Annotated in this window: 25 protein-coding genes; 12 read left to right on the top strand and 13 right to left on the bottom strand. The window is 61.8% G+C overall.

All coding sequences use genetic code 11. From position 1 onward, the window contains the following. Positions 1–187 precede the first annotated feature (187 nt). Entirely contained in the window at positions 188–445 is a 258-nt protein-coding gene (locus tag LB545_RS25485) for a YjhX family toxin (RefSeq protein WP_140493680.1), read from the top strand. A 45-nt stretch (positions 446–490) separates the two neighbouring features. On the opposite strand, the gene LB545_RS25480 is transcribed toward LB545_RS25485, so the two are convergent. Then, positions 491–922, bottom strand: a complete 432-nt coding sequence (locus LB545_RS25480) for a CBS domain-containing protein (RefSeq protein ID WP_140493682.1) — start codon at positions 920–922, stop codon at positions 491–493. 87 nt (positions 923–1,009) lie between these two features. Continuing rightward, on the bottom strand, positions 1,010–1,768 hold the full coding sequence (locus LB545_RS25475; protein WP_140493684.1) for a rhomboid family intramembrane serine protease: 759 nt from the start codon (positions 1,766–1,768) through the stop codon (positions 1,010–1,012). Positions 1,769–2,169: 401 nt separating this feature from the next. On the opposite strand from LB545_RS25475, the gene LB545_RS25470 reads away from it, so the two are divergent. From LB545_RS25470 to LB545_RS25460, 3 genes are all read left to right on the top strand, one after another. Further along, positions 2,170–2,802: a PAS domain-containing protein gene (locus LB545_RS25470; RefSeq protein ID WP_140493687.1), complete on the top strand. Its 633-nt coding sequence runs from the start codon at positions 2,170–2,172 to the stop codon at positions 2,800–2,802. Positions 2,803–2,921: 119 nt separating this feature from the next. Next, a complete protein-coding gene (locus LB545_RS25465; RefSeq protein ID WP_140493689.1) occupies positions 2,922–3,539 on the top strand; it encodes a PilZ domain-containing protein in 618 nt (205 codons plus the stop codon). Between the two features lie 229 nt (positions 3,540–3,768). Further along, positions 3,769–4,377: a transglutaminase-like cysteine peptidase gene (locus tag LB545_RS25460; RefSeq protein ID WP_140493691.1), complete on the top strand. Its 609-nt coding sequence runs from the start codon at positions 3,769–3,771 to the stop codon at positions 4,375–4,377. A gap of 185 nt (positions 4,378–4,562) precedes the next feature. Here LB545_RS25460 and LB545_RS25455 read toward each other — a convergent pair whose 3' ends face one another. Together LB545_RS25455 and LB545_RS25450 are read right to left on the bottom strand one after the other, a co-directional pair. Next, on the bottom strand, positions 4,563–5,090 hold the full coding sequence (locus LB545_RS25455) for a gamma carbonic anhydrase family protein (protein WP_224706027.1): 528 nt from the start codon (positions 5,088–5,090) through the stop codon (positions 4,563–4,565). A gap of 42 nt (positions 5,091–5,132) precedes the next feature. Next, positions 5,133–5,453, bottom strand: a complete 321-nt coding sequence (locus tag LB545_RS25450) for a DUF6949 family protein (RefSeq protein WP_224706026.1) — start codon at positions 5,451–5,453, stop codon at positions 5,133–5,135. A gap of 102 nt (positions 5,454–5,555) precedes the next feature. Between LB545_RS25450 and LB545_RS25445 the strand changes: the two genes are divergently transcribed. Then, the gene (locus LB545_RS25445; protein WP_140493697.1) at positions 5,556–6,287 is read left to right on the top strand and encodes a hypothetical protein; all 732 of its coding nucleotides are present in this window, start codon (positions 5,556–5,558) and stop codon (positions 6,285–6,287) included. 50 nt (positions 6,288–6,337) lie between these two features. Here the strand turns inward: LB545_RS25445 and LB545_RS25440 are convergent, their stop codons facing one another. Beyond that, entirely contained in the window at positions 6,338–6,541 is a 204-nt protein-coding gene (locus LB545_RS25440; protein ID WP_019857879.1) for a DUF3126 family protein, read from the bottom strand. A gap of 148 nt (positions 6,542–6,689) precedes the next feature. After that, on the bottom strand, positions 6,690–7,538 hold the full coding sequence (gene cysE, locus LB545_RS25435; RefSeq protein WP_140493699.1) for a serine O-acetyltransferase: 849 nt from the start codon (positions 7,536–7,538) through the stop codon (positions 6,690–6,692). Between the two features lie 124 nt (positions 7,539–7,662). Here cysE and LB545_RS25430 point away from each other — a divergent pair, with 124 nt between their 5' ends. Next, positions 7,663–8,268 (top strand): hypothetical protein, encoded by a 606-nt coding sequence (locus tag LB545_RS25430; protein ID WP_224706025.1) that lies wholly within the window; start codon positions 7,663–7,665, stop codon positions 8,266–8,268. Between the two features lie 43 nt (positions 8,269–8,311). Here LB545_RS25430 and LB545_RS25425 read toward each other — a convergent pair whose 3' ends face one another. Genes LB545_RS25425 through LB545_RS25415 form a run of 3 tightly spaced genes read right to left on the bottom strand, consistent with a single transcriptional unit; the run spans position 8,312 to position 10,231 of the window. After that, complete coding sequence (locus LB545_RS25425) at positions 8,312–9,079, bottom strand: alpha/beta fold hydrolase (protein WP_140493703.1); 768 nt, start codon at positions 9,077–9,079, stop codon at positions 8,312–8,314. A gap of 20 nt (positions 9,080–9,099) precedes the next feature. Beyond that, a complete protein-coding gene (locus LB545_RS25420) occupies positions 9,100–9,663 on the bottom strand; it encodes a DUF192 domain-containing protein (RefSeq protein ID WP_140493705.1) in 564 nt (187 codons plus the stop codon). A gap of 22 nt (positions 9,664–9,685) precedes the next feature. Next, positions 9,686–10,231: a cold-shock protein gene (locus LB545_RS25415; RefSeq protein WP_181167391.1), complete on the bottom strand. Its 546-nt coding sequence runs from the start codon at positions 10,229–10,231 to the stop codon at positions 9,686–9,688. 268 nt (positions 10,232–10,499) lie between these two features. On the opposite strand from LB545_RS25415, the gene gloA reads away from it, so the two are divergent. Both gloA and LB545_RS25405 read left to right on the top strand, forming a co-directional pair. Beyond that, the gene (gene gloA / locus LB545_RS25410) at positions 10,500–10,940 is read left to right on the top strand and encodes a lactoylglutathione lyase (RefSeq protein ID WP_140522101.1); all 441 of its coding nucleotides are present in this window, start codon (positions 10,500–10,502) and stop codon (positions 10,938–10,940) included. 129 nt (positions 10,941–11,069) lie between these two features. Then, positions 11,070–11,363, top strand: a complete 294-nt coding sequence (locus LB545_RS25405; protein WP_140522099.1) for a DUF2218 domain-containing protein — start codon at positions 11,070–11,072, stop codon at positions 11,361–11,363. A gap of 31 nt (positions 11,364–11,394) precedes the next feature. On the opposite strand, the gene LB545_RS25400 is transcribed toward LB545_RS25405, so the two are convergent. Next, complete coding sequence (locus LB545_RS25400) at positions 11,395–11,949, bottom strand: DUF1697 domain-containing protein (protein ID WP_140625538.1); 555 nt, start codon at positions 11,947–11,949, stop codon at positions 11,395–11,397. Then, complete coding sequence (gene ilvA, locus LB545_RS25395) at positions 11,946–13,202, bottom strand: threonine ammonia-lyase IlvA (protein ID WP_224706024.1); 1,257 nt, start codon at positions 13,200–13,202, stop codon at positions 11,946–11,948. The genes LB545_RS25400 and ilvA overlap by 4 nt, the downstream gene beginning before the upstream one ends. 406 nt (positions 13,203–13,608) lie before the next feature. Between ilvA and LB545_RS25390 the strand changes: the two genes are divergently transcribed. Both LB545_RS25390 and LB545_RS25385 read left to right on the top strand, forming a co-directional pair. Continuing rightward, on the top strand, positions 13,609–14,682 hold the full coding sequence (locus LB545_RS25390; protein ID WP_140493715.1) for an alpha/beta hydrolase: 1,074 nt from the start codon (positions 13,609–13,611) through the stop codon (positions 14,680–14,682). A 142-nt stretch (positions 14,683–14,824) separates the two neighbouring features. Beyond that, complete coding sequence (locus LB545_RS25385) at positions 14,825–15,985, top strand: alpha/beta hydrolase (protein WP_224706023.1); 1,161 nt, start codon at positions 14,825–14,827, stop codon at positions 15,983–15,985. A gap of 21 nt (positions 15,986–16,006) precedes the next feature. On the opposite strand, the gene ade is transcribed toward LB545_RS25385, so the two are convergent. Continuing rightward, the gene (gene ade, locus LB545_RS25380) at positions 16,007–17,818 is read right to left on the bottom strand and encodes an adenine deaminase (protein ID WP_224706022.1); all 1,812 of its coding nucleotides are present in this window, start codon (positions 17,816–17,818) and stop codon (positions 16,007–16,009) included. 185 nt (positions 17,819–18,003) lie between these two features. Between ade and LB545_RS25375 the strand changes: the two genes are divergently transcribed. Continuing rightward, positions 18,004–18,669, top strand: coding sequence for an outer membrane protein (locus tag LB545_RS25375; protein ID WP_318012566.1), 666 nt, complete (start codon positions 18,004–18,006; stop codon positions 18,667–18,669). 658 nt (positions 18,670–19,327) lie between these two features. Further along, positions 19,328–19,618, top strand: coding sequence for a hypothetical protein (locus tag LB545_RS25370; protein WP_140625541.1), 291 nt, complete (start codon positions 19,328–19,330; stop codon positions 19,616–19,618). A 183-nt stretch (positions 19,619–19,801) separates the two neighbouring features. Here LB545_RS25370 and LB545_RS25365 read toward each other — a convergent pair whose 3' ends face one another. Then, on the bottom strand, positions 19,802–20,038 hold the full coding sequence (locus tag LB545_RS25365; RefSeq protein ID WP_224706020.1) for a hypothetical protein: 237 nt from the start codon (positions 20,036–20,038) through the stop codon (positions 19,802–19,804). Positions 20,039–20,059: the final 21 nt, after the last annotated feature.

Raw genomic sequence — 20,059 nt, 5'->3', positions numbered from 1 at the left:
AAGCCGCCCGCTGGCCTTTTCCGCCGCTTTCGCCTATAGGCCATCCATCCCAATGGAGAGTGGATGTCCACTTACGCTCAGTCCCGGTAAGACCCTGACCTCATAGCGAGGCAGGGCAGAAAACCTGAAACCCCGCGCCGCGAAGCTTCGCGGCGGCGGCTTTTGTTGTTTTCCCGGAAACTCTCCCATGGATATTTCGCGTATTGAACAACGCGTTCTGCACCTGCTCGCGCAGGGCGGACGCATTGAGATCGAAAAAAGTGAGAAGAAACGGATCGCCTCCGTCAAATGCCTGACCCGCGACGGCTGGCACTACCCCGGCGTCGATCTCGACCTGTTTCGGAAGCTGAAGCGCAAGAAGGCGGTTTCGTCGTCGGACGGCGGCCCCTACCGCATCACGCGGCGCGGGCTCCAACTCGTCCGCTCCGAACTCGACAACAGGTAGCCTATCGCCCGCCGGCCGTTTGCGCGGCCGGCGGTTGCTTACCGCTCAGGCGGTAGCGATATAGGCGCGGATTTCCTCAGCCTCGCGCTCGACATCCTCGATACGACGCTTGACCACGTCGCCGATCGAAACGATGCCGTCGAGCATGCCGTCCTTTTCCACCGGAAGATGGCGGAAGCGGCCCCGGGTCATGATCTCCATCACCTCGTTGACGGTGTGATTCTCGTTGCAGATCTTCACTTTCGGCGTCATCGCGGAACGAACGGCTATGTCGAGCGCGGCAGCGCCTTCCCTTGCGACGACGCGCACGATGTCGCGCTCGGACAGGATGCCGACGATCTTGCGGTCTCCATTGGTGATGACCAACGCCCCGATCCTGTGTTCGGCAAGGATGCGGATGGCCTCGCTTAGTTTTTCGTTCGGCCCGAGCGTCAACACGTCGTGGCCTTTTTGCTCGAGAATGGCCTTAACCGTCATGGCGTCCTCCTCTACTTTGCCAACCGGTTCCTGCCCTGACCGGCTTTCACGTAAGAGTGAACATCGTGCGCCGCGATCGGTTGCATTTCAAGTGCGGTGGTCGGTCGTCTCCCAGTCGAGCGGCTGCCAACGCCTATCGAACCAGCGCAAGCCGAAGAAGCCGGCGATAAAGCCGCCAATGTGAGCCTCCCAGGCGATCTGGCTGTCGACGCCGGGGGCGAAGCCGACAAGGCCGGTGACAAGGTTGATCACCATCCAAACGGCAAGGAAGATCATCACGCCACGCGAGCGCAGCACCATTGCGATCGGCAGCACGGGGCCGGCGAAAGCGGCTTTGCCCGCCGAACGATCCGTACGGAAGCCAAAGCGTGCCGCCGCTCCCATCATGCCCGATATCGCACCGGAAGCCCCGACCAGCGGCGCTTCGCCATATGGATGCATGGCCCAGAAAAGCGCCACTGAAGCCAGTCCCGTCGCGGCGAAGAACAACGCGAACCAGAACGCTCCGAGCCGATTGGCCAACGGCGAGCCAAAGGCAGCGAGCCAGACCATATTGATGGCGATATGCGCAAATCCACCATGCATGAAGGCATAGGTGAAGGGCCGCGTGAACAGGAACCAGTCGAAGCCGTATTGGCCGGTGTAGAGGACAGGGATGAAGGCTCCGTCGTAAAGCAGTGTCATTTGCTGAGCATCACTCAGCACGTATTGCTGCAACAGGTAGATGGCCACGCAAATGGCGATCACCGCCAGCACGATCGGCGGCAGGTTGAAGATCGGCTCGCGACGCGGCTCGGGCTCGCGATCCGCCTGTTCTATTTCCGGTGGGCTTACAGGTTCACTCATGTGCACTAGCACTCGGTCCAGGATTCGTTGTTGCGAGCATCTAGACCACTGCCCGCCGGACCACAAAGGGCGAATCGCCGAGCGCGAATCAAAAGTGCCGAATCAAAAGAAAGCCGTCCAAGGTTTCCCTTGAACGGCTGTCGAGTCCCCTGTCCCCCCGAACTCTTGACTGAAGTGCTGCCGATCGTCGCGAAACGACCGCTTCTGGAGTGGTTTTTGTGTGCCACGCGGCTCGACCGGGCGCAACGTAAACCACTTGTTAACCTTAACGGCCCCGACCCGTGAACAAGTGTTAACGACGCTGGCACGCTTCCTGCTCCGCAACGCATGTAGGTCATCGGAGGGCGCCCTTCTGTTCACCGATGGGACATCAGACGACAGAATGCGCGGAGCTGCTTAGCATGAACCAGAACGGATCGATCACGCTGTTCCAGTATTGGAACCGCTTGCGTGATGGACGCCCTGCCCCGAAGCGCTCGGAAGTGGAGCCGGCCGATATCAAGTCGCTGCTGGCCGACACCTTCATCCTGGAAAGGGACACGCGTGGGCAAGCGGTGTTCCGGCTGGCCGGCACAAGGCTCTGCGCCTCCTATGGCCGCGAACTCAAGGGGTTCTCCTTTCCCTCGCTGTGGCGCGAGAAGGACCAGCGGCTGGTCTCGAAGCTGATCCATGGCGTGTTCGACCAGAAATCCGTCGTGCTGATCATGTTCGAGGGCTTCAGCCGCAACGGCCGTTCCAACAAGTTCGAACTGCTTGCCTTGCCGCTGGATGGCGGCGTCGAAAACCCGCGTTGCCTTGGCGTGATCAGCGCTGTGGAGAAGCCGTTCTGGCTGGGCGCCGACCCGCTCACGGACGCGTTGATCGATTCGATCCGTGTCATCGATCCCGAAAAAGAGTTGCTGGCGAGCCGGCCGGCGATCGACGTTCCCTCGCTTGTTCCCGCCGAACTGGAGGCGCCCGAAACCATCTCCGCGCTCGGCCGAGCGCGCCGCATCCGCCACCTCGTCGTCTTCGATGGCGGGCGCGAGGAATAGTTGACGATCCTACAGCCCCGCCTGCCCGTTTTTCCCCTTTGTTAACCCGCTTTGCTGTAGTTCTGGGATGAAGTCCCTGGCATCGGCGCGCGGGGATGCCAAACGGGGTGTAGGCAGTCATGAGGTCAGCGGCGGTCGACTACGCGCCGTCCCAAGCTGAGAGACGTAACTTTCAGCGCGTCCGGGTCAAGATATACGGGCGCTTCATGCTGGAAGACCGCACCGAACATCCTTGCCAGGTCGTCGATATGTCGCCGGGTAACGTCGCGTTTCGCACGGACCGCATCGGCATGCCCGGTGAAAAGGTCATCGCCTATGTCGACCATATCGGCCGCATAGAAGGCGTCGTCACCCGCACCTTGCAGGACGGTTTCGCAATGACGGTGATTGCGTCGGACCGCAAGAAGGACAAGCTCGCCGCGCAATTGACGTGGCTCGCCAACAAGCACGAGCTCGATCTGCCGGAAGACCGCCGCCACGAGCGCGTCGCCCCCCGCAACCCGACCAGCATCCTGCAGCTCACCGACGGGCGTCAGTACCAGTGCCGCATCATCGACCTGTCGCTCTCCGGCGCCGCGATCGAGATCGATGTCAAGCCGGCGATCGGCGTCCAGGTCATGCTCGGCACCATGCGCGGACAGATCGTGCGTCATTTCGAGGATGGCGTCGCCATCGAATTCGCCGTCATCCAGCGGCCTGAGACGCTCGATTCGGAATTCAACACGCCGCGCGCCTGAAGGCCGAACAGCGTCCAGATCAAAACCGGCCTTCGCGGCCGGTTTTTTTGTATTTCACGACAGCGCAATTCGAGTCACTTCAGTCCCCGAAACGTTAAACGATTGACCATTCAAAAGTTTCAAATTTGATACTTATTCTAGGGGCGTTTTACTCAATGTCTACTGCGCGCTTTTGCGTCGAATAAATCCACCTGTGGCAATGTCTCCCTCGAACGGGGAGACAAAAACAATGAAGAAAACGAGGGGCAAGCTGTTGCTGATGGCGATGGCGATGCAGCTTTCCGCTTGGGGATCAGCATATGCCGCGGGACCGGCCTATATGCACACCGGCGGCCGCACCACACAGCCTGTCGGCCACTATGAATTCTGCCAGCGCATGCCGGGCGAATGCAGCGAGCGGACACCCAAGGGGGCGCCGGTCGAACTGACCCGCAAGCTGTGGGCGACGATCCTCAGCATCAACAATTCGGTCAATACCCGCGTCAAGCCGCGCACCGACATGGAAAACAACGGCGTCGAGGAATATTGGGCCTATCCCGACAACGGCTATGGCGATTGCGAGGACTACGCGCTGGAAAAGCGCCGCGAGCTGATGGACGCCGGCGTTCCGGCCGGCAACCTGTTGATGACGGTCGCGCGCCAGCCGAACGGTGACGGCCACGCGGTGCTGACCGTGCGCACCAGCCTCGGCGAGTTCATCCTCGACAATCTGGAAACCAAGGTCCTGTCCTGGACGGACACCGACTACACCTACCTCAAGCGACAGTCGGATACCAATTCCGGCGTCTGGGTGACGATCAACGACGGCCGCGCCGACGCGGTCGCCAGCGTCCGCTGAAGGCGTCGATCCATGGCGATCAACGCGCAGCGTTAGGGGACCGGCACGCGTGAACCAGAGACCAGGCGCTACGCATCAAGGCGATGCGCCTAAGGAGAAACCCGGTCGAGTCCCCACCCTCCCCGTCCCAACGACCGGGTCTAAGGAGCCGGCCCCGTCCCCGGGCCGGCTCCGCCATTTCTGGCTTAGACCTTCTCCAAACCCGCTTTGAAGCGCCTGCCGTTGGCGACATAGTGCGCGGCCGAGGCCCGCAACCTTGCAATCGCAGCCTCGTCCAGAACCCTGATCGCCTTGGCCGGCGAGCCGACGATCAGCGAATTGTCCGGGAATTCCTTGCCTTCGGTGACCAGCGCGCCGGCGCCGACCAGCGAATTCTTGCCGATCCTGGCGCCGTTGAGCACGATTGCGCCCATGCCGATCAGGCTGTTATCGCCGATGGTGCAGCCATGCAGCATGGCGCGGTGGCCGATCGTGCAGCCTTCGCCAATGGTCAGCGGGAAGCCGGGATCGGTGTGCATGACCGTGTGCTCCTGCACGTTGGTGTCGGCGCCGATCACGACAGGCTCATTGTCGCCGCGAATGACGACGCCGAACCAGAAGCCGGCATTGCGGCCGATGCTGATGTCGCCGATCAGCGTCGCATCGGGCGCGATCCAGTTTGAGCCCGCATCCGCGAAGTTCAGTTCGGTGCCATCGATCGCATAAAGCGGCATTTCTGGTCTCCGATTCGTCTCAAGCCTAGAAGTCGAACGACCCTAGGTTGGCACCTCCCAACACGCAACGGCCACAAGAACGATGCCGAGCGCCAGCGTCCAGGCGACCGCCGTGCAGCCACAGGAAATCAGCGCCACCGACGAAATGCGACCGTCGCGGCGGGCGTCCAAGGCATCGTTGACCAGCATGAACGGCCCGGCGCACGCGGTGGCGGCGAGCGAACGCAGTACGTGCGCGGAGGACACATAAGGCTCGGTGAACGCGACCTTGCGCCCGGCAACCAACTCCATCGCCGATCCGACCTGCCCGCAAGCCGTCAACCCGACAAGAAAAGCGAACGCAGTTAGCTCAACCGGGCCCATCTTTACCTTCCGTTTACCATGAAATCGCACAGTCGCTGGAAGGACTGCAAGAGCCGTGCCGTGCGATGCGTGCCGTCACGGGACAGGAATCCGGGGACAGAGATGAAGCAGGCAGCGATCGCCGACGACCCCGAATTCACCGTGGTCGATTCCACGTTGATGAAGCGGGTATTCTACGCCTTCGCAGCACTCGCCCTGCTGTCGGTCGCAATCAGCCTGGGCGGCAAATGGTTCGGCCATTCGATCGCCATGGCCGGCTACACGGATGATGCGACGATGCGCAAGGTGGTGGTCGGCAACAATGTCATCGCCGTGCCTGCCAATTTTATCCGTTTCGAACAGGCGCGGCGCGACGGCATCGCTTCGCGGCTCGACCTCTACCTGCGCTATCCCCAGATGGATGGCTACAGCGAGGCCGCCCGCGGCGATTTCAACCACACGGGGCCAGCCAAAAGCATCGTCTTCCTGTCCTTCGAACCGCAAATGATGTCTCGCGACATGAGCGGACGTTTCGGGCCGATCTACAGCGCGCTGATCGTGCAGCCCGGCACGGCAGGTCCGGGCGGCACGACGATTTACGGTTTCAACGCGAAATCAGGTTACCTCAACGAGGTGCTCGTTGTCGGCAACCGGCCCGGCAAGGACCCATTCGTGGCCCGCTGCCTGAGCGGGCCGGCAGCAGAACAATCGCTGGCGCCTTGCGAGCGCGACATCCATGTCGGCGAGGATCTCAGCCTCACCTATCGCTTCCCGAAGGAATTTCTGGGGGATTGGCAGGCGCTTGACGCGGCAATCACCGCCGAGGCCAGGCGTGTCCTGAAGGCCGGACATTGACGGGAAAGGCCGGTCGCGTTTGCGTCCGGCATCGCCATGGGATGCTGGGATCAGCCCAGATCGATGTCGAGGATCGCCATCGAGAAATTGTAGTCGCCGTCATCCTCGTCCTTGAAGACGATGCCGAGGAACTCGTCGCCGACATAGACTTCGGCCGAATCCTCCTTGCGCGGCCGTGCCTTGACCTCGAGCTTGGGGTTCTGGAAGACGCGCTTGAAATAGGCGTCCAGCTTTCTGATTTCGTCAGGCTTCAACAGTCTTCTCCGATCATCGGGCTTGCTCGTTTGAACGGCGCTTCTGACACGTCGACGATGGCCATGTAAAGGCAAGCTCGCCGCATTGCACGGCAATCGAAGCCGCCGGCGCGAGCAGTGCGAAACTCCGCGACGCCCCTCAGTAAAACTAGATGTCGAAGCTGACGACCTGGTCCATCGTCTGCGACGGCAGAAGCTGGTCCATCTGGCGCGACGGCTGGTCGCAGCCGGTCTCGCCGACGACGCGAGCCGGCACGCCTGCAACCGTCTTGTTATGCGGCACCGGCGACAGCACCACCGAACCGGCGGCGATCTTGGAGCAATGGCCGATTTCGATGTTGCCGAGAATCTTGGCGCCGGCACCGATCAAGACGCCACGACGAATCTTGGGGTGGCGATCTCCGCCGGCCTTGCCGGTGCCGCCGAGCGTGACACCGTGCAGGATCGACACGTCGTCCTCGATGACCGCTGTCTCGCCGACGACCAGACCGGTGGCGTGGTCGATGAAGATGCCCTTGCCGATGCGGGCCGCCGGATTGATATCGGTCTGGAAGACCGAGGACGAACGGCTTTGCAGATAGAGCGCGAAATCCTTGCGCCCCTGGTTCCACAGCCAATGCGCCAGCCTGTGGGTCTGGATGGCGTGAAACCCCTTGAAGTAGAGAACCGGCATGATGAAGCGGTCGCAGGCCGGATCGCGGTCGTAATAGGCCTGGATGTCGACACGCACGGTGGTCGGCCAGTCCTTGTCGTCGGCCAGCATCGACTTGAAGGTCTGGCGGATGAGATCGGAGCCTATGTCCTGGTGCGCCAACCGCTCGGCCAGCCGGTGGATGACCGCCTCCTCCAGGCTCTCCTGGTTGAGGATGGTCGAATAGAGGAAGGCGGCGAGCAGCGGGTCGCGATTGACCGCGTCCATCGCTTCGTCACGGATCGAGCGCCAGATCGGATCGACCGGCTGCAACGCGCTGTGTCGGGAAATGCTGATGCTGTTCATCGACGTCGTCCTGCCGCCTTGCCTAATATCGGGCCGCACATATAAGCCAGATCATAGCACGATTGAACTCAATTTTCCTTAGTGCTCTGTCAAATGGATTTGGTTCGCGGGAATTCAAGCCGGCATGGAAAATGAACTCTTGCTCGACAATGCCCTCAAACGCGAGCTTTCCGTCCTCTATGAGGGACGGGATCGCCACTACCACAACCTTGCCCATATCGAGGCGATGCTGGCGCTCGCCGGCGAGTACCGGAAGCTGCTCGGCGATCCCGAGGCCGTCGAGGCGGCGATCTGGTTCCACGACGCCGTCTACGACAGCCGGGCCAAGGACAATGAGGCGCAAAGCGCGGCGCTCGCGGAAAAAAAGCTCGCGGGCCGCATCGACGCCCAGCGCCTCGGCTGCATCTGCGCCATGATCCTTGCCACCGCAACACACCAGTTGCCGGGCTTCGAAGACACGGCCGCGATGCATGACGCCGCTCTTTTCCTGGACATGGACCTGTCGATCCTCGGCGCAGCGCCGGATGCATTCGATGCTTATGAGCGCGCGATCCGCGCCGAATATCAATGGGTGGAGGAGCCGATCTGGCGGGCCGGACGCGGCGCGGTGCTGAACAGCTTCCTGACACGCCCGCACATCTTCCACAGCGAGGAATTCCGTCGGCGCTTCGAGCAGCAGGCCAGGCTGAATCTCACCCGATCGCTCGAAGCGCTGCAAAAACCAGCGTGACATCTGGCTTGTGCATCAGGTTTTATCGGGCTCTTGCGCCGGGTCAAAGCGGATTTTCGGCGTAGAATTCCAGCACACGCCGCTTGAAGGTCTTGTCGCCGACGGCCAGCATATGGTCGCGGCCTTCGATGTGGAAAGCCTTGGCGTTGGGCATCAGCGTGGCAAGCTCGTCGGGCGAGCCGCCGATGTCGTCGGTGGTGCCGACGGCGATCAGCGTCGGCTGGGCGATCCGGGCAATTTCATCCTCGCTCAGCAACTCGCGGGAGGTGGCGATGCAGGCCGCGAGCGCCCGGCGGTCGCTGCGGGTCTGGTCGGCGAAGGCGCGAAACGAACGGCCGCGGGGATGTGTGGTCTTGGCCGGATCGTCGGCAAGGAGGGCTGCCGCGATCGGATCCCAATCGCCGACGCCGTCGATCATGCCGATGCCGAGACCGCCGAAGACCAGCGTCGCTACCTTGTCGGGATCCGATAGCGCCAGGAATGCCGCTATCCTCGCGCCCATCGAATAGCCCATGACATGGGCGCGCTCGATGCCGAGATGATCGAGCAAAGCAGCCGCGTCCGAGGCCATCCGGGCCGGGGTGTAATCTGCCTCTTCGTAGCTTTTCGATGACGAGCCGTGGCCGCGATTGTCCAGCGCTATAGCGCGGTAGCCGGCATCGTCCAGCGTCTTGAACCAGCCGGGCGAAACCCAGTTGACGTAATGGCTGGAGGCAAAGCCATGGATCATCAGCACAGGATCGCCCCGGCCCGATCCCGGCTGGCGATCGAGGAAGGCGATGTCGAACCCGTCATGGGAAAAAAACTGCATCGGCTATACTGCCCGCGTCCTCAACCGCCACCGCCGTTCGGCGCATCGCCATTGTCCGATGGCGGCACCTCGGGGCCTGATATGGTGCCAACGGCCGGATGCCGCACCAGGTCGCCATAATCGATACCGTTCCTGGCGGCGGTGCCCGCCTTGAGCTCAAGCACGAAGCGCACCGGCACGCCGGGCGAAATGAGCGCCTGGGATTGCGGCTCGCCGTGCTTGACCGCCCGGATCTTGCCATCCTGGCCGATAAAAACCAGGTCAAGCGGCATCGGCGTGTTCTGCATCCAGAAGTTGACCTGCTGCTGCATGTCGAAGACGAACAACATGCCGTGATCGTCCGCCATGTCCTGGCGATACATCAAGCCGGCCTCGCGTTCAGCATCGGTGTCGGCGATTTCGATGGAAAAGGAGCGATCTCCGCCTTTCGTCGCCACGACCAGCGGCGTCGGGTCCACCGGCAGGGTCATCACCCGGCTGTCGGCCGCCGTCGGTGCAGGCGAATAGAAATAGGCGCCCGCGGCGACGATGACGGCAGCCAGGACGCACATTGCGCCCGCCGTCAGCCAGTTCCTATGTGTCATGCGAAAATCCTCGGCAACCGCCCTAATGCGCGACCGGCAAGGTTCCCATATCGGGGTGGATTTCGGCAGCCATAAGGCCTTTGTCGCCGCGCCCGAAGCGGACAAGCACGACCTGCCCCGGCCGAAGCTCGGTGATGCCGTAGCGGCGCAAGGTCTCCATATGGACGAAGATGTCCTCGGTGCCCTCGCCCCGGGTCAGGAAACCAAATCCTTTGGTGCGGTTGAACCACTTCACCAAGGCACGCTCCAGCCCGCTTTCGGGCGTCACCGAGACATGGGTGCGCTGTTCCTGCATTTCCGCCGGATGGACCGCTGTGGTGACATCCATCGAGAGAACCCGGAAAGCCTGCAATCCGCGCTCGCCCTGCTTGACGAGGCAGACAACGCGCGCTCCCTCCAGAGCAGTCTGGAAACCATCCCGTCTAAGGCATGTCACATGGAGGAGGATGTCGCCTGAAACGCCGTCATCCGGGAGGATGAAGCCATAGCCCTTGGCTACATCGAACCACTTGATGGCGCCGGATATTTCGGTCAGATCGACGGCATCGCCGCCTTCCTCGCGCTTCATGGCGTCGCCAAGGGTTTCGGACCGCCCCGTCAAAGAGGCTTTTTCCCCCATAAGAATGCCCCCTTTTTTCAAGAACACCGCAACTGATTCTTGACACCAGATTAACACTGCGGCTTCCGGTGAGTGCAAGACCTGACGTGCCTTTTTTCACGGTTCATTATGCGAATACCGGATTTGTTCTTTGGCGGCGCCGGCAGCCGCCTGGGATTTGCCCTTTGGACGGCCCACCCCTATGTTGCGCCGCAACCCAACAAGTCGAGGAAATCACATGCGCTATCTGCACACCATGGTTCGCGTCGCCGACATCGATGCTTCGCTCGATTTCTACTGCAACAAGCTCGGCCTGAAGGAAGTGCGCCGCTACGAGAACGAGCAGGGCCGCTATACGCTGATCTTCCTGGCCGCGCCGGAAGACGAGCAAAGCGGCATCGACGAGAAAGCACCGCTGGTCGAGCTCACCTACAATTGGGACCCGGAAGACTACAAGGGCGGCCGCAATTTCGGCCACCTCGCCTATGAAGTCGACGACATATACGCCACCTGCCAGCGGCTGATGGACAGCGGTGTCACCATCAACCGGCCGCCGCGCGACGGCAACATGGCTTTTGTCAAGTCGCCGGACGGAATCTCGATCGAACTTCTGCAGAAAGGTCCGGCGAAGGCAAAGGCCGAACCGTGGGCGTCGATGCCGAACACCGGAAGCTGGTGATCGATCACCTTTTCGAGCGGTCCGCAGCCGGCCTATGGCGGCGGGCGAGCTTGCGCCTATCTATGCGGCGATAGCGCCCGCTTCGAAAGCGGCCGCCGTTTCGTGCGTTTCACCCTCGGAGATCCCTTCATGACGATCAGCCATGCCGATGTCACCACCGCACATGCAAGCCGTTATCTGCAGCAATTGTGCAAACATTGGGCGCACAAATTCCCCGTGGAATTCGATCCCAACCATGGCGCCATCGACCTTTCGCTCGGCCGCACCATCATGGATGCCGACGGAGCTGCGCTGCACATCACCGTATCGAGCGACGACCCCGGCTCTATCGAACGCCTCGAAAGCGTCGTCGCCGACCACATCAAACGCTTTGCGTTTCGCGAGGAGCTGACGTTCGACTGGAAACGCGCCGAGGCGGCGTAGGCTCTTGTCTGCGCATTACGGCAGGCATTAATCAGCCGCCGCCGGGCTTGCCAGCCATCTCCAGCAGCGCCAGCACCGAGCGCCAGTTGCGCGCAGTGCCAGGTACCTTCAGTACGCGTGGGATCAGATTGGCAAACACCGATTTGCCCAGTCCGCCGGGTGCATGCAGGTAAAGCACGTCGCCCTTGATCTCGAACCGCTCCGGACCCGTACATTTTTCGGCCAGCCGCGCCGCCTCCTCGGCGGTAGGCGCGCGCTCCAGCGCATACGCGTGCAGCTTTGTCGGCTCCTCGGCAATCTCCGGATAGGGATTTTCCCTGACCAGCCGTTCGACCCAGCCGAGATCGCGCACCATGATGCGCGAATGAAAACCCCATTTCTCCTCGAAAGCCGCTTCGATCTGTTTGGTCAGCGTGGCGGCGTCTCCCTCCTTCGCCCGGAACACCGCGTTGCCGCTCTGCACGTAGGTAGCGACATCGCAAAACCCGAGATCCTCGAAGAACGCCCGCAACTCGGCCATCCTGACGATGCGGTTGCCGCCGACATTGATGCCTGAAAACAGGGCGATGAAGACGTTTCCGCTCATATGATGAACCCGGCCAATGTCTCGTTGTCGGTGATATCCTGATACTGGACGCCTTCGGCCTCGAAATTCGCTTTCAGCAGGTCGAAATTGCGGCGATCCTTGGTTTCGATGCCGATCAGAACCGAGCCGAAATTGCGTGCCGACTTCTTCAGATATTCGAACCGGGCGATGTCGTCGTCCGGCCCCAGCATTTCAAGGAAGTCGCGCAGCGCGCCCGGCCGCTGCGGAAAGCGGATGATGAAGTATTTCTTCAGGCCCTCGAAGCGCAGTGCCCGTTCCTTAACGTCCGGCAGCCGTTCGAAATCGAAATTGCCGCCCGAAACCACCGCCACGATGGTCTTGCCGCGGATTTCCTTCCTGGAAAAATCCTTCAGCGCATCGATAGCCAGCGCGCCGGCCGGCTCCAGCACCACGCCCTCGACATTGAGCATCTCGATCATGGTCGCGCAGAGCCGGTTTTCCGGGATCAACCGCACCGTGTCGGCGGCGAAGTCCTTGAGGTGACGCAGGGGCTCACGGCCGATCTCGGCGACCGCCGCGCCGTCGACGAAATTATCGACCTTGGCGAGTTTGAGCCGTTTTCCCGCCGCAAGGCTCTCGCGCAGGCTTGGCGCCCCTGCCGGTTCGCAAAAGACGAAGCGCGCCTCACGCCCCTGATCGGCGAAGTAGTGCGTCACCCCTGCGGCCAGACCTCCGCCGCCGACCGGCAGCATGACGATGTCGGGCATGCCCGCGCCGGGCATCTGGTGGGCGATCTCATAGGCGACCGTCGCCTGTCCCTCGATGATGTCCTTGTGGTCGAAGGGCGGCACCATATGAGCGCCGGCGCTTTCGGTGAATTCGATGGCGGCGCGATAGCAATCGTCGAAGAAATCGCCGACGAGCCTGATCTCGACGAAGTCGCCGCCGAACAGCCGCGTCTTGTCGATCTTCTGCTGCGGCGTCGTCACCGGCATGAATACAACGCCCTTTTTACCGAAATGACGGCAGACGAAGGCGAAACCCTGCGCATGATTGCCGGCGGAAGCGCAGACGAACAGTTCGGCCTGATTGCCTTCGCCAAGTGCCTTGCGGAAGAAGTTGAAGGCGCCGCGGATCTTGTAGGAGCGCACCGGGCTCAGGTCCTCGCGCTTCAAAAGCACCCGCGCGGCGGTCTTCTTCGACAGATAGTCGTTCTCCTGCAGCGGCGTTTCCGGAAAGATCCGGCGGATCGCGGAAGCAGCGGTGGCAACACGGGAAGAGAAGCTGGTCATCGGAAAGCCACCTTGAACGCATGTCGTTTGAAAACGTCTATCATCGATTGGCTGCGGAACGCCCTTTTGTCGCGAGCCTTGCCGCCAAGCAACCCGATTCCGTCTATTGCACAGGCGACCCCGTGAAACCATTGCCCGTCACTCATGTTCCCAAGCGGTCGGCGTTTAGTGACATATTTGCCGTTAGTTGGAGGTGATTGTTCATGTAATTCTTAAAATCCATGCGGGTGCCAAGGCCCGTCGGGGCTCGCCCTGATGCAGTCTGGCTTTCGTGCAACACTGCGGCGGCGGTCGCGAGACGCCGACCGCTTTTCGGCTGGGCACGACTTACTTCCGCCGCACTTGCGCTGTCGGGGGAGACTTGCGGAGGCGATTGGCCTTTTCGGGCCGGAGTGGAATTTCAGACGTGCCGTTGAAGACGATTTTTGCCATTGGCCTAGCCTTGCTTGTCGCGGGCTGCGCGGGACAGCAGACCCAGGAACTGCTCGGCAGCGCCATCGTGGCAGCGCCGGTGACCGAGATCGCCGGCAATCACAGCATCTTCATCGCCACCACGCGCAAGAAATCCGACGATCCGAACAAGGTCTTCGACGGCGAGCGATCGGCCACGCTGAACTACGCCCGCGTCAACGTCACCGTGCCCGGCATCCACCAGACCGGGCAGATCGAACGCCGCTCGCGCGGCAAGTCGAACGATCCGGCCAAGTATTTCATGGCCTCCGAGGTCGTCGGCTACGACACCCAGCCGAAATTCGCCAATGCGCTAAGTGCTGACATCGCGGCGCGCGGCGACCGCGTCATGGTCTTCGTCCATGGCTACAACACCGGCTTTGACGACGCCGTTTACCGCCTGACCCAGATCGTCCACGATTCCGGCTATCCCGGCACACCCGTGCTGTTTTCCTGGGCATCCGGCGCCAAGACCACCGACTATGTCTACGACAAGGAAAGCGCCAGCGCCGCGCGCGACCAGCTCGAGGTGACGTTGCGCATGCTGGCGCAGACCGGCGCGCGGCGCATCGACATCGTCGCCCATTCAATGGGAACCTGGGTGACCATGGAGACGCTGCGCCAGCTCGCCATCACCGGCGACCGTGATCTCGGCGGCAAGCTCGGCGACGTCGTGCTCGCATCGCCCGACATCGATGTCGACGTGTTCAAGAGCCAGATGCGCCGCTATGGCAAACCCAACAAGCCGTTCATCCTGTTGTTGTCCGATGATGACCGCGCGCTCCGGCTCTCCGGTCTGATTGCCGGCGCGCGGCCGCGCGTCGGCGACTACAAGGACGCCGCCGACCTTGCATCCTACGGCGTAACGGTCGTCGACCTCTCCAAGATCAAGGGAGCGGATAGTTTCAACCATACGAAATTCGCCGACAATCCCGCGCTGGTGAAGATGATCGGCCAACGGCTGCGCGAAGACGATGGATTTGCCAGCGACCGCGACGTGACCGACCGCATCAGCCTGCTCGGCCAATAGATGCATCGCCGCGGGTTCGCGTGGCCCGCTCGGCCTTGCGACAGAGTCGACCAACTTTGAACTGGACCGCGCCGGCCTCTGGCCTTATCGAAATATCCAGCGACGTCACGCGTTTGACGTCCTCCTTTGCGGGAGCCGGCGTGTGACGGTGCATTCGAAGAGTTTCGTCGTCATTGCGTTCACGCTGCTGGTCGCAGGCTGCGCCGGCCGAAACACGCACGATCTGCTGAACAGGACGACGGTTGCCGTACCCGCGTCCGACATCGCGGCCACCCACGAGATATTCGTCGCCACCACCCGCCAGAAGGCGACCAAGGACCCGCGGCAGGTGTTCGACGGCGATCGCTCCTTGACCACCAGCTTCGCCCGGGTCGACGTCACCGTGCCGAAAAGTCACAAGGTCGGCATGATCGAGCGTGTCCGGGGGTCTGCCAACAGCAATCCAGCCAAGGATTTCACCGCCAAGGATGTCGCGTTCTACGCGGATGCGCCGCAATTCGCCAAGGCGGTCGGTGCCGACATCGCCATGCGCGGCGACCGTGCGCTGGTTTTCGTGCACGGGTTCAACAATGGTTTCGACGACGGCATCTACCGGCTGACGCAGATCGCGCACGACACGAAATATCCGGGCACGCCGGTGCTGTTCTCCTGGGCCTCGAGCGGCAAGACGACGGGCTACATCTATGACAAGGAGAGCGCCAACGCGGCGCGTGACGACCTCGAGGCAACGCTCAGGATGCTGGCCAAGACGCGGGCCAAGAGTATCGACATCGTTGCCCATTCGATGGGAACATGGGTGACCATGGAGGCGCTGCGCCAGCTTGCCATCACCGGCGACCGCGATCTCGACGGCAAGCTCGGTTATGTCGTCCTGGCCTCGCCCGACATCGACGTCGACGTGTTCAAGAAACAGATGATCCGCTACGGCAAGCCGGACAAACCGTTCGCCATCCTGCTTTCAGCGGACGACCGGGCGCTCAAACTGTCTTCCCTGATCTCGGGCGACAAGCCCCGCGTCGGCGACTATGGCGACGCGGCCGATCTCGCCAGCTATGGCGTGTCTGTGGTCGATCTCAGCCAGACCAAGGGTGGGGACCGGCTGAACCACGCCAAATTCGCCGACAATCCGATCCTGGTTCAGTTGCTCGGCGACCGGCTGCGGGCCCCGGCCGGCCTGGCGTCGGACGAACCTCCAGTGCAGTTCAACAATCTCGGCCAAGGCCTCGGCAAGGCCGTCGGCTCGGTTGCCGAGATCGTCATCACCACGCCGTTCAAGGTGCTGACGATCGCCACCGGCGGATGAGCGAGGCGACCGCAACTGCTCTTATACGAAGAGGTCGACCTTCTGGAAGGTCGTCACGTCGATCAGGCCGACATCGGAAATCCTGAGCTCCGGAATGACGACCAGCGCCAGCAGCGAGTGCTGCATGTAGGCGTTGTTCAGCGAGCAGCCCATCTGGCGCATGGCCTCGGTCAGTTTGTCGGCCTTGGCCGCGACGATTTCGGCCCGCTCGTCCGACATCAGCCCGGCGATCGGCATTTCGACCAGTGCCAGTTCCTTACCCTTGGAAAACAGCACGACGCCGCCACCGACCTCGCCCAGTCGGTTGGCCGCAAGCGCCATATCCCGCTTGTTGGTGCCAACGACGATGATGTGGTGGGCATCATGCGCCACGCTCGACGCCATCGCGCAATCGCCGATGTAGCCGAAGCCGGAGACAAAGGCATTGGTGACGCCGCCGGTACCCTTGTGACGCTCGACCAGCGCGATCTGGCAGACGTCGTTGCGGCGATCCATGGCGACCAGCCCGTCCTCGACGGCGAGATCCGCTTCCAGCGCCCGCGTCGGTGCCTGATTTTCGATGACCCCGATGACCCGGACCCGGACTTCGTTCGCGCCCTTGGGTGCCGTGATGTCGAAATCGTGGGCCTTCAGCTTCTTGCCGAGCTTGACGGTGTTCTTCGCCGCCTTGGGATAGTCGTAGACCGGAATGTCGATGTCGAGCTTGCCGGCCTTGGCCAGCCTGACGCCACGCGCATAGACCTCGTCGATGGTCATTTCGGCGAGATCCGAGACGATTAAAAGGTCAGCCAGCCGCCCCGGCGCGATCGATCCGATCTCGCGCTCCAGCCGGAAATGCTGAGCGGTGTTGAGCGTCGCCATCTGGATCGCGGTCACCGGTTTCAAGCCCTGGCTGATGGCGTGGCGGACCACGCGGTCCATATGCCCCTGGTGAACCAAGGTGCCGGAATGGCTGTCGTCGGTGCACAGGATGAAATTGCGCGGATCGATGCCGCCCTCGGTAACCGCCTTGATCTGCGAGGCGACGTCGTACCAGGCCGAGCCCAGCCGAAGCATCGCCTTCATACCCTGGCGCACGCGGGCGATGGCATCTTCGGCGCGCGTGCCCTCATGGTCGTCCTCCGGGCCGCCGGCGACATAGCCATGGAACGGCAAGCCGAGATCGCGCGAGGCATAGTGCCCGCCGACGGTCTTGCCGGCTTTCACGGTCGCGGCGATCTCGCCCGACATCACAGGATCGTTGGCGGCGACGCCAGGGAAATTCATCACCTCGCCCAGCCCGATGATATTTTCCCAGCCCATCGCCTCGGCGACGTCGGCGACCGTCAGTTCGGCGCCGGCATGTTCGAGCCCGGGGGCCGACGGCACGCAGGACGGCATTTGGACATGCACGTTGATCGGCATGGCGACGGCCTCGTCATGCATCAGCCGCACGCCGGGCAGGCCGAGCACATTGGCGATCTCGTGCGGATCGATGAACATCGAAGTCGTGCCATGCGGGATCACCGCGCGGCAGAATTCGGTCACCGTCACCATGCCGCTCTCGACATGCATGTGCGCGTCGCAAAGGCCGGGCACCAGATAGCGCCCGCCGGCATCGACCACCTTGGTGCCCTGCCCGATGGCATGGCCGGCGTTCGGACCGCAATAGGCGAAGCGGCCGCCGGCAATAGCGATGTCGGTGCCGGCTACGATCTCGCCGGAGTGAACATTGACCCAGCGCCCGTTGCGGATGACGAGATCGGCGGGTTTCCTGCCCATGGCGACATCGACCAGATGCGTTGCCATTTCAGTCCATGGTCTGGGTTTGCTGCCCGACGGCGTGTTCGCCATGAAGCGACTCCTGTTTGCCCGACTGTGCCAAGCCGCCACGGTTTTGACCAGCCTCACACTTTCTCCCGATTGTTCCAAGACCGACGGAGAGCGTAAATCGGCCGCACAGAAATGCGATGCCGTTTTGCCGCAAATCGGGTTACCGTGCCTGCCAGGATCTTCCAGCTCTTCGTTCGGGCAGTTCGATGCGTCGCCTAATGCTTGCAACTGTCGGTTTTCTTGCCGCTCTGGCCGCACCGGCTTTCGCAGCCGAACCTGTGGCCGATGTGCCGATGACCGCGCCCGGTTTCGACTGGACCGGCTACTATGCCGGCCTGCAAGGCGGTTATGGCTGGGGCAGTTCCGACATCTCGGGAACCGAGGGCGAGCCGTTTGCCGCCTCGCCAGACCTCGACGGCGGTTTCGTCGGTGGCCATGTCGCCGGTCTGTGGCAATTCGACCAGGCTGTGCTCGGCGCCGAAGCAGAGCTTAACTATTCCTCGGCAAAGGGCGCCGAAGAACTGGGTGCGGGAAATCTGCTCGGCACGGATGTCAAGTGGTTCGGTTCCATCAATGCCAAGGCCGGCTATGCGATGGATCGGTTCCTGATCTACGGCATCGGCGGCGTCGCCTTTGCCGGCATCGAAACCTCGCAAGATGCCGGTACCTCGTTCGACAACACGCGAACCAGCATAGGCTGGACGGTTGGCGCCGGCATCGACTATGCGCTGACCGACAGGTTCGTCGTCGCGGCGCAGTATCGCTACTATGATTTCAGCAAGGAGCATTTCGATGCGCCGGACGATTTTCTCGATCGCGACCAGAATGTGAAGCTGAATACGGTCGGCATCAATCTGAGCTACAAGTTCTGAGCCCCATCGCCGCGCCCGGTCACCGGGCAGGATCATGCTCGATCTCGCATGGTCCGTGACGGCAATTCTACGGCAATTCCAAGGACTGAGGGGCCGGCGTCCCCAGTGAGCGGGGGGATGGGTTGGGCCTGGTAGACGCCGGCCTCGACGGATCAGATCCGCCGCGCAGACACCGTATCATTGCCTGCGGCGCGCGGAATTGCGTGATCGCACCAGTATCACCATGCCCGCTTGTCTGAACGTCACCGGCGCAGAACTTGATGCCGCGTGCCGTTTATGATCCTGCCCTCGCACGCAGGCGCGCGTCCGCCATCGCAGTACCCGCGCCCGATCGCGCAGTGAACACTCAAAGAATTGCATCGAGAAAAGAGCCATCGAACCGCAAGTGCGGACGAAGGTCCAAGAACATCAGCAAGACCTTGGTCCGAATACCTACAGCAGAGGTCCGATCAGCTCTCCTGCAAGGAACGTACTCGCATTCCTTTCATTTGTTGAACGGGTGCAGCAATGGTCCTTCATGTGCCCACGAGAGCAGGGTTGCCATCATTGCACCCTCAACCCCCTGCTCATTTCGCAGGCAGAAAGCTCAAATCGAGACCTCGTGCGGCTTGAGCTGTCGTGAAACTACCCCCGAGGGATCTGGAATGGAGAAACACTTATGAAAGCGATTTTTCTGACAAGTGCCATGGCGCTCGTTTTCGTTGCAATGCCGGTTGTCGCTTCGGCGGCAGAAGCCGACGTCGTCATCAAAACCCATCGCCATCATCACCGTCACGTGGCAGTGATCAACGATCAGGGCCATCGCCTCCATCATCGGCGCCATGGCACGGTGGCTTTCTATGACCAAGGTCGCCGGCATCATCGCCGCGACACCGTCGTCATAACGGGCTCAACTGAACGCCGTCACCACCGGCATCACCCAGTGGTGATCTACGACAGCAACGACTAATATTGTGCAATCCGGCCCGGCTGATCGCCAACCCTGCCGGGCCGTGCCCGCGAGCTGCGGACCGACAACAAGGGAAGTGGAGGCTGAGGAAGCCAGGCGGGTCTTCCCTGTTGAAAATGAGTGCTTAATCGCAGCCCGGGTATGAGAGGCCGGTCGTGCTCTCCAGCTTGAGCTTCTGGTCCCTCAAGAGGGCGCCAGTAAAAAATAAACGCCGGCGACCAGTGTCGATGTCAAACAAATCGCCATTGCCACGACCACCTTGGTCGCGAAGCGCTCAGCTCTCGCGCAAAGCGCGTCAGCAAAATCGTCGCGCTGGATACATTTCAAGAGCGGCTTGGTGTCGACGCCAGCCATGTGATTGTCGTTGTCGGGAATTGTGACACGGTCACGGCCATCAGTTTTGATGGAACCAGGGGTCATGCTTTGCCTCACGAAGCTTCG

It is taken from the genome of Mesorhizobium sp. BR1-1-6 (genome assembly GCF_020165355.1).
Taxonomy (GTDB): Bacteria; Pseudomonadota; Alphaproteobacteria; order Rhizobiales; family Rhizobiaceae; genus Mesorhizobium.
Note: the sequence above shows the minus strand (reverse complement) of the source record. Positions and strands in the feature narration are given on the sequence as shown.